The 12,034-nt window shown below is 67.8% G+C and carries 13 protein-coding genes; 5 read left to right on the top strand and 8 right to left on the bottom strand.

The window, feature by feature from the left end; genetic code table 11:
- Positions 1 to 28: 28 nt before the first annotated feature.
- The 5 genes from hisS to TX79_RS14160 all read right to left on the bottom strand — a co-directional run bounded on the left by hisS (position 29) and on the right by TX79_RS14160 (position 3,640).
- Complete coding sequence (hisS, locus tag TX79_RS14180) at positions 29 to 1,327, bottom strand: histidine--tRNA ligase (protein WP_049928087.1); 1,299 nt, start codon at positions 1,325 to 1,327, stop codon at positions 29 to 31.
- Between the two features lie 74 nt (positions 1,328 to 1,401).
- A complete protein-coding gene (locus TX79_RS14175) occupies positions 1,402 to 2,049 on the bottom strand; it encodes an HAD family hydrolase (RefSeq protein ID WP_230198581.1) in 648 nt (215 codons plus the stop codon).
- A 67-nt stretch (positions 2,050 to 2,116) separates the two neighbouring features.
- The gene (locus TX79_RS14170; RefSeq protein WP_049928084.1) at positions 2,117 to 2,713 is read right to left on the bottom strand and encodes a DUF7411 family protein; all 597 of its coding nucleotides are present in this window, start codon (positions 2,711 to 2,713) and stop codon (positions 2,117 to 2,119) included.
- A gap of 12 nt (positions 2,714 to 2,725) precedes the next feature.
- Positions 2,726 to 3,076 (bottom strand): DNA-binding protein, encoded by a 351-nt coding sequence (locus TX79_RS14165; RefSeq protein ID WP_049928083.1) that lies wholly within the window; start codon positions 3,074 to 3,076, stop codon positions 2,726 to 2,728.
- Positions 3,077 to 3,184: 108 nt separating this feature from the next.
- Positions 3,185 to 3,640, bottom strand: a complete 456-nt coding sequence (locus tag TX79_RS14160; protein WP_049928082.1) for a 30S ribosomal protein S19e — start codon at positions 3,638 to 3,640, stop codon at positions 3,185 to 3,187.
- Between the two features lie 127 nt (positions 3,641 to 3,767).
- Here TX79_RS14160 and thiL point away from each other — a divergent pair, with 127 nt between their 5' ends.
- Complete coding sequence (gene thiL / locus TX79_RS14155; protein WP_049928081.1) at positions 3,768 to 4,670, top strand: thiamine-phosphate kinase; 903 nt, start codon at positions 3,768 to 3,770, stop codon at positions 4,668 to 4,670.
- Positions 4,671 to 4,674: 4 nt separating this feature from the next.
- Here thiL and TX79_RS14150 read toward each other — a convergent pair whose 3' ends face one another.
- The 3 genes from TX79_RS14150 to TX79_RS14140 all read right to left on the bottom strand — a co-directional run bounded on the left by TX79_RS14150 (position 4,675) and on the right by TX79_RS14140 (position 7,362).
- Entirely contained in the window at positions 4,675 to 5,826 is a 1,152-nt protein-coding gene (locus TX79_RS14150) for a site-2 protease family protein (protein ID WP_049928080.1), read from the bottom strand.
- A gap of 207 nt (positions 5,827 to 6,033) precedes the next feature.
- Positions 6,034 to 6,279, bottom strand: a complete 246-nt coding sequence (locus tag TX79_RS14145) for a DUF7123 family protein (RefSeq protein ID WP_049928079.1) — start codon at positions 6,277 to 6,279, stop codon at positions 6,034 to 6,036.
- Between the two features lie 246 nt (positions 6,280 to 6,525).
- Entirely contained in the window at positions 6,526 to 7,362 is an 837-nt protein-coding gene (locus TX79_RS14140) for a molybdopterin synthase (RefSeq protein WP_049928078.1), read from the bottom strand.
- 111 nt (positions 7,363 to 7,473) lie between these two features.
- Here TX79_RS14140 and TX79_RS14135 point away from each other — a divergent pair, with 111 nt between their 5' ends.
- The 4 genes from TX79_RS14135 to lysS all read left to right on the top strand — a co-directional run bounded on the left by TX79_RS14135 (position 7,474) and on the right by lysS (position 11,927).
- Positions 7,474 to 8,502, top strand: a complete 1,029-nt coding sequence (locus tag TX79_RS14135) for a CapA family protein (RefSeq protein ID WP_049928077.1) — start codon at positions 7,474 to 7,476, stop codon at positions 8,500 to 8,502.
- 82 nt (positions 8,503 to 8,584) lie between these two features.
- Complete coding sequence (locus tag TX79_RS14130; RefSeq protein ID WP_049928076.1) at positions 8,585 to 9,370, top strand: tetratricopeptide repeat protein; 786 nt, start codon at positions 8,585 to 8,587, stop codon at positions 9,368 to 9,370.
- A gap of 140 nt (positions 9,371 to 9,510) precedes the next feature.
- Positions 9,511 to 10,233: a UMP kinase gene (pyrH, locus tag TX79_RS14125; RefSeq protein WP_049928075.1), complete on the top strand. Its 723-nt coding sequence runs from the start codon at positions 9,511 to 9,513 to the stop codon at positions 10,231 to 10,233.
- Entirely contained in the window at positions 10,230 to 11,927 is a 1,698-nt protein-coding gene (gene lysS / locus TX79_RS14120; RefSeq protein WP_049928074.1) for a lysine--tRNA ligase, read from the top strand. Before pyrH ends, lysS begins: the two co-directional genes overlap by 4 nt.
- Positions 11,928 to 12,034 lie beyond the last annotated feature (107 nt).

Below are 12,034 nucleotides of genomic sequence, written 5' to 3'. Positions count from 1 at the left end.
TGTCACACGTCGAGTAGCAACCGCCGCCTCAGGCGACGTCGTCGTACGTCGGTCGTTCGAGATCGCCGGGGAACTCGTCGACGGCGACCTGGGTCTGGTCGCCCGACTCCATGTCCTTGATCGTCACCTCGTCGTTCGCGAGGTCCTGTTCGCCGACGATGACGACCGTCTCGGCGTTGATCGAGTCGGCGTAGTCGAGTTGCGAGCCGAACGAGCGTCCGGCGACGTCGGTCTCGACGACGTGGCCGCGCTCGCGGAGCTCCCGGCAGATCCGGGCCGCCTCCGAGCGGGTGTCGCCGATCTGGAGGACGTAGTAGTCGGTCGTCACCGCTTCTTCGGGCCAGACGCCGGCCCGCTGACACAGCAGCGACAGCGTCGCGTGGCCGGGCGCGACGCCGACCGCGGGCGTGGGCTGGCCGCCGAAGCTCTCGATGAGGTCGTCGTAGCGGCCGCCGCCGAAGATCGACCGCGAGACCTCGCCCGCGGAGTCGAAACACTCGAAGACGACGCCGGTGTAGTAGTCGAGTCCGCGGGCCGTCTCGAGCGAGATCGTACAGTACTCGCGCGCGCCGAAGTCCTCGGCCGCGTCGAGGACGTGCTGGAGGTTCTCGACGGCGTCGGTGACGCGTTCGGTGTTCGCGAACTCCTCGACCGCCTCGAGGTCGCCCGCCGCGATGAGGTCGTCGAACTCGGCGGCCTGGTCGTAGTCCAGGCCGGCCTCGACCAGCAGGTCGTGGTACTCCGCGGTGGAGATCTTCTCCGATTTGTCGACCGCCCGGATCGCCTCGTCGATATCGACGTCGGCGTCGTAGGTCTCGAGGACGCCGCCGAGGATGTCCCGGTGGGAGACCCGGAACTCGAAGTGCTCGCCCGTCAGTCCGAGGTTGGTGAGCGCGTCGGCCGCCCACGCGAGGATCTCGGCGTCGGCCTCCGGTTCCGACGAGCCGAAGATGTCGACGTTGGTCTGGTAGAACTCACGCTGGCGGCCCTGCTGGACCTGTTCGTAGCGCCAGAACGGCCGCGTCGAGAACCACTTGATCGGCTTCGAGAGTTCCTGTTGCTTGGCGACGACCATCCGCGCGACCGTCGGCGTCAGTTCGGGCGTCAGGGTGACGTGACGGCCGCCCTGGTCCTCGAAGGCGTACAGTTCCTCGACGATCTCGTCGCCGCTCTTGTCGGTCCACATCTCGGCGCGCTCGACCGCGGGCGTGCCGATCTCGCGGAAGCCGTAGCGGCGGGCGGTGTCCTCGACGGTGTCGATCGTCTCCCGCCGGGCGGCCATCTCGCCGGGATAGAAGTCGCGAAAGCCCTTGATCCGGTCGTACATGGGAATGGATTGGCCGACCGCGGACTTCTATCCTTTCGTTTCCGCACAGTCTTCGAGCCAGCGCCGCGACGGTTTCAGTCCAGAAGCGGCCCCAGCACTGTCGCCAGATCCTCGACAGTAGAGACTGTCAGCGTCGTCTCCGGTGGGTGCTCGTTGCCGACGTACACCGTCTCGAACCCGTGCTCTCGCGCCGGCAAGACGTCCTCCTCGAGCGAGTCGCCGACGTAGACGAACGTCTCGGCCGGCAGTTCCGACTTCGCGTGCTCGAAGAGTTCCGGAGCGGGCTTTCGAGCACCGAACTCGTTGGAGACGACGATCGTATCCACGAGGTCGTCGAGGCCGTGAACCTCGAGTTTCCGCCGTTGCATCCGCCCGTCGCCGTTCGTCAGAATCCCCACGTCGTGATCTCGCGCGACGAGTTCGACGAGGCGACGGACCGACTCGGGGACGCGCGTCGCGGCGACCTCCGTTCGAACGCGTTCAGCCGCGAGGGCTGCGGGGTCCGCGGAGACGTCGTACTCGCGGCAGATCGCCGCAAACGCTTGCTCGTAGGGATCGTCCTCGAGATCGTCGAGTCCGGCGAGTACTCGTTCGGAGTAGGCTGCCGCCATCGACTCGGTGACGTCGACGCCGGCGGGCATCACGTCGGCGAAGATCTCGTCGAACGGCCGCGTGTACTCGAGGAGCGTTCCGTCGAGATCGAAGTACACGGATGTCGTCACGTCACGGACATCGACCGGTTGCGACGTAGAACTATCGGACGCTCGAGGATCGAACACCGAACGGTGGCTACTCGTCCCGGACGCCGGTCACGTACGTCTGGTCGTGGTCCGGGAAACAGTCGCCGATCGCCTCCGGGCCGGCCTCGTCGGCGATGATCGCGCGCAGTTCCGCTTCGTAGTCGGCCCGCCGGATCTCCTCGCTGGGACCGACGGTCACCTCGAGGGTCGCGTCGACGAGTCGGTCGACCGCCGCCCGGCCGAACCCCGACAGCGGCGCGACGTAGTCGACGCCGTGGCGATCCTCGAGGCTCTGGGCCTGGGCGCGCGAGACGGTCGGCACGCGGTCGTCGCGCCGGGTGCCGTCCGCGATGGCGTCGAACTCCGCCGCGGCCAACCGCTCGAGGGCGTGCTGGTGGACCTGCTGGATCCCGTTTCGCGGAAAGCCGTCCTCGCGGATCCGGTCGGCGGCCTCGTGGGCGACGTCGGGGTCGAGTTCCAGTCGCTCGAACGCGAACCCGAGGTCGCCGGCCGTCTCGCGGGCGTGTTTCCAGTCGTCGGTGATCCCGAAGTGCCCGGTCACGAGCGTGACGTCGTAGAACTCCTCGAGGAGCAAGGCGGCGAGCGTCGAGTCTTTCCCCCCGCTGTAGAGCAATCCCAGGTCCATCGCGTCGTTCGGCTACCGTCGTTTGATGTCGAAGCTCTTCGAGTCGGGTTTGAGCTCCTTGAGCAGCTGTTTCATCTTGTCGTCGTCGATCTTGCCCTGGATGCGCCCGCTGCGGGCCAGCGCGACGACCTGACGTTCGACCTGTTCGCCGAACTGGGGTTTGCTCATCTTGACCGTGTTGAGCCGCTTGCGCGCCTCGTCGGTCAGGTGCTGGCGCAGCAGGGCCTGTTTCTGGGCCTCGGCCTGCTGCTTTGCGGCCTCCTGCTCGCCGCCTTCCTGCTGGGCTTCGGCTCGCTCCTGGAGTTGCTCCATCTTCTGTTGCCGTAACTCCTCGAGTTTCTCGTCGTCGGGTGCGCCGCTCATAGCTATCTCCGTGTTGTTTCGCGCCGGGGAAAATGATTACGGACTACCGACGGTACTGACGGCTTTCGAGGGGGTGTTCGGCCGGAAAACTACTCGCTCGTGACGGGATCAGGCGTAGCGCTCGAGTTCCGGTCGGTCGAGTTCCTCGAGGACGTTGCCGGCGGTGTCGTCGAGCAGGCTCTGTCCCTCGGCGGTGACGCGTCGGCCCTCGCCTTCGGCGGTCTCGACGAGCCCTTCCTCCTCGAGCTGCTGGAGGATCGTCCGGATCACGTTCTTGGAGCCGTCGGCGCGCCGGTTGGGCGCGACGCGGTAGCGGGTGGTGCCGGGCTTGGCACCGCCGTACTCCGTCGAGAGTCGCTCGACGCCGATGGGACCGCGGTCGGCGACCTTGCGCAGCAGGCTCGCGGCCCGCGTCGCCCAGAAGTCCTCCTGTTCGGGGGGCAGTTCGCGGTCGACGCCTGCCGTCGCGAACTGACTCCACTCCGGTTCCTCGAGTCGGTCGTCGAGGTCCTCGGCGAGCGCCTCGATGAGGTCGTCCGCCGGAACGTCGTACATCGTAGCCATTGCCGTCCAGTTTCCGTCCGCGGCATTTAAGACCATCGTATCCGTTCGTGGGCCACCAACGCCGCGGTTCGACGCTACCGCGGCGCTATCCCGGACCGTTTTTCGCCCTCGAGGTGAAACGGCGGGTATGGACGAACGCGCCGCGCTGGCGCTGCTGGAGGGGGAACTCGAGGCCGTCGGCGACGACGCCGCGGTCGTCGACGACCTCGTGATCACGACGGACATGCTCCACGACCGGACGGACTTTCCCGAGGGGACGACCCGGTACACCGCCGGCTGGCGATCCGTCGGCGCGTCGCTCTCCGACGTCGCCGCGATGGGTGCCGAGGCGACCGCGGCCGTCGCCGCCTACGCGGCCCCCACATTCGACGAGGAGGAACTCCTCGCGTACGTCCGCGGCGCGCGGGACGTCTGCGAGCGCGTCGGGGCCGACTACGTCGGCGGCGACCTCGACGATCACCAGGAGTTCACCGTGACGACGACCGCCGTCGGTCGCACGGACGATCCGGTGGGGCGGGGCGGCGCGAATCCCGGGGACGCGGTCGTCGTCACCGGCACACTTGGCCGGACGGCGGCCGCTCTCGAGCTATTCCAGCGGGCGGCCGACGCTTCCGGAGCCGACGCGGACCCCCTCTACGAGCGCGCGAACGATCTCTTCCGGTTCGAACCGCGGGTGGGCCCCGGTCGCGCGCTGGCTCCGTACGCCACGTCGATGATGGACTCGAGCGACGGTCTCGCGCGCTCGCTCCATCAACTCGGCGAGGCCAGTGACTGCGGCTTCGCCGTCGAGAGCGACCGCGTGCCGATCGACGACCGGCTTCGCGAGGTCTGCGCGGAGCCGGTGCTCGAGCGAGCGATCACGTTCGGCGAGGACTTCGAACTCGTCGCGACGGTTCCCGAGGACGACCTCGCGGCCGTCCGGTCCGATTGCGACGTCCCGGTGACGCGGATCGGCACCGTCGTCGACCGGGCTGCGGGGATCACCCTCGACGGCGAGGCGCTCGCCGACCGGGGCTACACGCACGGATAGCGCTTCAGCCGATGATCTGGATCGGAACCGGGGTGAAACAGAGGATCCCGAGGACGAAGGTGACGACGCCGAGGACGAACCGCTTGCGACCCAGCGAGTCGTCCCGCACCGGCCGAGCCGGGCCGACCGAGGCGAGGACGGCGGTGAACACGCCCCAGACGGCCCAGATGGCGACCGCGTTCCCGCTGACGTCGGTCACGTAGTAGAGGTAGCCGGCCAGCGCGAACAGCACGCCCGGCACGATGGCCGCGATGGTCTGCTGGTACTCGCCAGCCATCGCTCGCAGGATGTGGCCGCCGTCGAGTTGACCGACGGGGAGCAGGTTCAGGAACGTAACGAACAGCCCGACCCAGCCCCCGATGACGACCGGGTTCACCGCCGCCGTCGGGTCGCCACGGTACAGCGGCTGGTCGAAGAGCCACGCCAGCCCCTCGAGCAGCGGCGGATACCCCAGCTGGATCCGTATCGCGTCGGCGCTTTGCACGACCGACTCGGGGGCGGTGACGGGCGGCAGGTGGAGTCCGATCACGCTGACGACGACCGTCGCGACCAGCCCGGCGAGTGGCCCGGCGACGCCGATGTCGAACAGCGCCTTCCGGTCGGGCATCCGCCCGTTCATCTTGATGACCGCGCCCATCGTCCCGATCAGTGTCGGGACCGGGATGAAGTAGGGCAGCGTGGCGTCGACGTCGTGGTACCGGCTCAGGACGTAGTGGCCCATCTCGTGGACGCCCAGCACGCCCAGGATTGCTACCGTGAACGGCCAGGCCTGCCACATCTCGGTCGGATTCGCGACCGGATCGATGTGGTACCACATCGACCCGGCGAACAGCGTCGAGAGGACCGTCAGTCCGAACAGTACCAGGTTCGTCCAGGGGATGCCGTCGACGCCGTCGGATTTCGGTTCGGCGACGAGTACGTACTCGCTGTGGCGCGTCCCGAGCCGAACTTCGTACCCCCGGTCGCGAAAGACCGGCCACAGCTCTTCGATCACCCGGTCGGGGGCGACCAGCGGCTCGCCGTAGTAGACGAGTCGCTCGCCTTCTTCGTCGGTCTCGTAGACGGAGAAGACGGATTCGATCCGCTCGAGCGGCGGTCCGTCCGCGGGCGGCCGAACCCGGGACGGGCCGGTCCCGAACGCGTCACGGTCGTCCATTACCCGAGGTATCGGGCCGATCGTATAAATCGCCTGTCGTCGCCGGACGGCTCACCGACGTCGTCACTGGCGGGCGAGAACGGAGCGTGCCGGGTGCACCGTCGCACGCCGGCGAAACAGCAAGCGGGGACGACGGATCAGGGGGAATCCGTCAGCGGTGGAGTGACCGAGGCAGCGGGAGGGGTGTCGTACGTCCGTGCACGACAGTTACGCGGGGGCGACGCGCCACGTGGTCGCGCTCGTGTACGACCACTTCTCGATCTCCAGGTCCTCGACCGAGTCGGAGAGTTTGACCATCAGCGCGCCGATCTCTTTCGGCGACATGCCGACGTCGTCGGCGATGAACTTGCCTTTGAAGTACAGCTCTCCGTCTTCGGCGCGTTCGCGAAGGTAGCGTTTGAGGCGGCGTTCCTTGCTTTCCGTGGAGGGTTGGGCTGTCGTGCTCATCGACATCTCCCGCTTGTTCCGGATACCTGTTATAAAGGCTGGTTACTTCGGGAGATTTCGACTGCGTTCAGGCGTATCGCGGATAATGAATCTTTTATTCACGCGATCTTGACTTTTTACGACGGTCTCAGAACGCCCGAGACGTTTTAGAACCGATTCTAATCCATTATCTCTGTCTGGGTTCTCATGGAGAATGGACACTCACTCGAGACTGAATCCACTTCGTTTCTACGCGTCGTGGGTTGGATAGAATTACTCGGTGCGCTCGTGGACCCAGAACTCGTCCTCGACGGTGACCTCCTTCTTGAAGAGGGGGACCTCGTCTTTGAGGCGGTCGATTCCGTCTTCGACCGTGCGAAACGCTTCCTCGCGGTGACCCGCGAGCACGACGACGAAGACGATGTCCTCGCCGCTCTCGACGACGCCGGTTCGGTGGTAGAGTTCGACCGCGTGGACCCCGTCGCGCTCTTCGAGGTCGGCCTCGAGCGCGGTCATCCGCTCGTCGGCGACGCCCTCGTACTTCTCGAACTCGAGGTACTCCGTCGGTGCGTCCGCGGCGTCGTCTTTCGTCCGCACGCGGCCGGTGAACGTGGCGATGGCCCCCGCCAGATCGGCGTCCGGCGATCGTTTGACGCGCGCGACCAGCGACTCGAGCGTCTGGTGGGGCTCGGTCGCCTCGAGCGCCTCGAGCAGGGTCGTCTCCTCGAGGTCGCCCGCGGTCTCGACCGACGCGAGAACGTCGTCTTCCTCGTTCGCTTGCGCCTCCGGCCCGACCTGAATCGTCGGGTACCGGAGGTCCGGGACGCCGACCACGACGGCGTAGTCGCAGGTCGGGGTCAACCGATCGAGTGCGTCCGCGACCGTCATCCCGGTCCCGCAGGCTTCCCAGTCGCCGTCGGCTCCCAGGTCGTAGGTGACGTCGCCGCCGAACGTGAGCGACTCGCTCGCGGCGGTGCCGTCGGCGATCGTGGCGTCGTACCGGACGACGCCGACGCGGCCCTCGCGGGAGAGTCGGTCGACCACCCGATCGACCACCGTCTCGAGGGTCTCCCGGCTCGCCCCGCGGTCGAGAACTCCGAGTACGTACATAGTTCAGGTATGCCGCCCTCGCGGTTTGTAGCTATCGCAGGTGGCGTTCGGACCCGCGGCGGGTGGCGCGGCTGGAAGGGGATTTTGCACGTGCACGTCGACCGATCGCGTATGACCCTCGAGATCGGGTTCACGGGCGATGTCATGCTCGGTCGGGTGGTCGACGACCGCCAGCGACGCCGCTCGGTCGACGCCGTCTGGGGCGACGTCGGCGACCGCCTCCGGGACCTCGACGGCCTCGTCATCAACCTCGAGTGCGTCCTCTCGAACCGCGGGAGCGAGTGGCAGCGGACGCACCGGCCGTTTCACTTCCGCGCGGATCCCGACCGGGCGGTGCCCGCGCTCGAGCGCGCGGGAGTGGACGTCTGTGCGCTCGCGAACAACCACGTCCTCGACTACGAGGAAGTCGCCCTGCGGGATACGCTCGCGCACCTCGACGAGGCGGGGATCGCCCACGCGGGGGCGGGGGAGACGATCGACGCGGCGCTCGAGCCGGCGACCCGATCGATCGCCGACCTCGATCTGGCGGTCGTCTCGTTCACGGACAACACGCCGGAGTACGCGGCCGACGAGGACTCGCCGGGGACGGCGTGGATTCCGATCGACGAGACGCGTCGTACCCCTGGCGGGCAGCGGTGGAACGACCAGGACGCCCGGACGCGCCAGCGGGTTCGAACGGCCCTCGATCGCGCCCGAGCGACGGATCCCGACCTGCTCGTCGCCTCGCTGCACTGGGGGCCGAACATGGTCACGGAGCCGCCCGACGCGTTCCGCGCGTTCGGCCGCTGGCTCGTCGAGGAGGGGGTCGACGTCATCCACGGCCACAGCGCCCACGTCTTCCAGGGCATCGAGGTCCACGAGGGGAGTCCGATTATGTACGATGCCGGCGACTTCGTCGACGATTACCGCGTCGATCCCGAGTTGCGAAACGACCGGGGCTTCCTCTTCGTCCTCGAGACGGACGCCGACGGCGCTCTCGAGACGCTTCGCCTCGAGCCGATCGAGATCGGCGACTGTGCGGTCCACGAGGCGGGTTCCGAGGCCGCCGAGTGGTCCCGTCGACGAATGCGCGACCGCTCCGAACCGTACGGCACGACGTTCGGCCGCGACGGTGAGGCGCTCGTCCTCCCGCTCGACTGAACCCGCCGCACCGAAGTGGAGCGTCCGGACGCGTCGAAATCGAAACTTCTCTGACCGACGAGTCGGAACGAACGACCGACGTATGGCAGAACGGGAGAGCCATCAGTACTCCAGCGGTCAGGGGTTCGAGGATCCGTACGAGGGGTTCGACCTCGAGTTCGAACTGCCCGAGGACGGGACGGGCGATCCCGAGGCGCGACGGCCGATGCTCTCGCTCTCGCCCGACGAGATCGATCCGGTCGACACCCGCGTACTGCCGGACCTGCTCGACGAGGCGCACGTGCCGACCGAGCAGGTCGACGCCGACGCCCTGATCGACGTCGGCCTCGAGTACGTCGGGATCAACCGCCACGAACAGGCCGCCGACGCCTTCGAGCGGGCGGCCCGCTTCGCCGACGATCCCGAACGCGAGCAGGAGGCCTGGGTGAACAAGGGGATCGCCCACGCGGAACTCGAGGAGTGGGACGCCGCGGCTGGGGCCCACCGTGAGGCGCTGTCCGTCCTCGAGGACGGCCCCTTCGCGGCGGAGGCTCACACGAATCTCGCGTACGCGCTCTGGGAACGCGGCGAGGACGAGCGGGCGTTCCAGCACGCCGAGGACGCCGTCCGCGCGAACCCGCGACTCGGACAGGCGTGGTACAACATCGGCTTCATGGAACTCGAGCGGGGCCGACCCGAACTCGCCCGCGAGTGTCTCGACAACGCCGTCCGACTCGGCTACCGGACGGTCACCGTCCACGAGGAGCGCGCCCGCGCGCTCGAGGAACTCGGCGAGGACGCGGCCGCGGCCGCGGAACGCGACCGCGCCGAGTCGATCCGCGAGGACCTCGAGCAACGGATGGTCGCGGATGGACCGGGGCCGCAGTAGCCCGCGACGGAGTGGTAGCCTCGGTCCGCGGACCACGAGTGCGTGGGGATCCTCGTCGTGTTGCGGATTCTCAGGATCTGGGGCCGCGAGCGGCCCGGTTGGCAACCCTTAAGATTCCGACCCGGTAAGACCGCGGTAGTATGAAAGTGGTCGTCTCTATCGGCGGGAGCGTGCTCGTGCCCGAACCGGGCGGGGATCGGGTTGCGGAGCACGCGGCCGTCGTCGAAGACCTCGTGGCGGACGGCTGTCGCGTCGGTGCGGTCGTGGGGGGCGGCGGCGTCGCCCGCGAGTACATCGCTGCTGCACGTGACCTGGGAGCGAACGAGATCGAACTCGACCAGCTGGGGATCGACGTTACCCGGCTCAACGCGCGGTTGCTGATCGCCGCACTCGGCGAGGACGCGGTCACCGCGCCGGCGGAGAACTACGAGGAAGCCGGCGAAGCCCTGCGACGCGGCGGTATCTCGGTCATGGGTGGGGTCGCGCCCGCACAGACGACCGACGCCGTCGGGGCCGCGCTCGCGGAGTACGTCGACGCCGACCTGCTCGTCTACGCGACGAGCGTCCCCGGCGTCTACAGCGCCGACCCGAACGAGGACGACGACGCGACGAAGTACGACGAACTCACCGCGACCGAACTCGTCGACGCCATCGCCGGCCTCGAGATGAACGCCGGTGCCTCGGCCCCGGTCGACCTGCTGGCGGCGAAGATCATCCAGCGGTCGGGCATGCGGACGATCGTCCTGGACGGCACCGATCCCGACCGGATCGCGCGGGCGGTCCGGTTCGGCGAACACGACGGCACCGACGTCGTCCCGGAGGGCGTCGGCGCGGAACCGACCTACTGGGCGAGCGAGGAATGAGCGACGATTCCGAACCCACCGTTCCGGACGAGTACAGCCCCTACACACTCCAGCGGGACGACGAGGACGCCCGACACGCGTTCTGGGCCGATACGGTCGCAGATCGCGTTCTCGAGCGCGATCCCGAGGAACCGATCGTCGTCAAGGGCGGCATCTCGCCGTCGGGCGTCCCCCACCTGGGCAACGTCAACGAGATCATGCGGGGCTACTTCGTCGCCGAAGTCCTGCGCGAACGCGGCTACGAGGTCCGGCAGGTCTTCACCGCCGACGATCGGGACCCGCTCCGGAAACTGCCCCGAACCCTCTGTGACCTCGAGGGGAACCTCGTCGACCTCGGGGAGGTCGACGCGGGCGCGCTCGGGCGCAACCTCGGCTCGCCGTACACGGACATCCCCGACCCCTTCGGCTGCTGTGACTCCTACGGCGACCACTTTGCGGCGATCATCCAGGACAGCGCCGACGCCGTCGACGTGCCGATCGACTTCGTCTCGACGACGGACCTCTACGAGGACGGTTCGTTCGACGACGTCGTTCGGCACGTCCTCGAGCACCGGGACCGCGCTCGCGAGGTCCTCTCGCAGTACCAGGACAAGGTCGACGCCGACGGCGACTACGTTCCGTTCAACCCCATCTGCGAGGAGTGTGGCAAGATCACGGAGACCGTCACGAGCGTCGACGTAGACGCTGGCGAGGTCGGCACCGTCGATTACGAGTGTACCGACATCGAGGCCGGTGATCAGACCATCGAGGGCTGTGGCCACGAGGGCACCGTCTCGATCCGCGAGGGCAAGATGCCCTGGCGCTTCGAGTGGCCCGGCCAGTGGCAGACCCTCGGCGTCGACTTCGAACCCTTCGGCAAGGACCACGCCGAGGGCTCCTGGCCCAGCGGGCAGGACGTCGCGCGCAACGTCCTCGAGATCGAACCGCCCGTCCCGATGGTCTACGAGTGGTTCACCCTCGAGGGCGAGCCGTTCTCCTCCTCGGAGGGCAACGTCATTCTGGTCTCGGACGTCCTCGAGTTGCTCGAGCCGGAGGTCCTGCGCTACTTCTTCGCGAAAGATCCGGCCAAGGCCAGGGACTTCAGCATCGAACGGCTCGACCAGCTGGTCGACGAGTTCGACCGCCTCGAGCGGATCTACTTCGGCGAGGTCGACGCCGACGAGGACGAGCAGGCGTTCGCCGAACGCGTCTATCCGTTCGTCGTGGACGAACCGCGCGAGGAGCGGATCCGGCTTCCCTACACCTTCGCCGCCGTCCTCGGAATGTTCGACGACCCCGACCTGCGCGAGGAAGTCGCCCGCAAGGAGGGGCACATCCCCGACGACGCGCCCGAGTGGGCCGTCGAGGACGCCCTCGCGCGGGTCGAGAAGGCCCGCAACTGGGCGCGCCGGACCGGCAACGAGTTCGATTACGAACTCAAACGCTCCGAGATCCCCGACCACGAGTTCGACGCGGCCACCGAAGCCGCGCTCGAGGACCTCGCCGATTTCGTCGCGTCGGGCGACGACGTCGACCCCGACGAATTACAGGGCGAGATCTACGAGACGGCGAAGCGACACGACGTCGACATCGGCGACTTCTTCGGCGCTGGCTACCGGCTCTTCTTCGACGAGGACCAGGGACCGAAACTCGGCCCGTTCCTCGCGAAAGTCGATCGCGAGTTCGTCGTCGATCGGCTGCGGCGGGAGCGCTAACACGTCGGATTCCTTCTGCGGTTCCCGTACTGTCGGCGAACCGATCGGTTCGAATCCGGCGGACGTCACGGGCAAAGGACAGTATAATGGTTGATCGGTCCATCGTC

The organism is Halopiger goleimassiliensis (genome assembly GCF_000455345.1).
GTDB lineage: Archaea > Halobacteriota > Halobacteria > Halobacteriales > Natrialbaceae > Halopiger_A > Halopiger_A goleimassiliensis.
The sequence above is the reverse complement of the archived record's forward strand: the minus strand, read 5'-3'. Positions and strand labels throughout refer to the sequence as shown.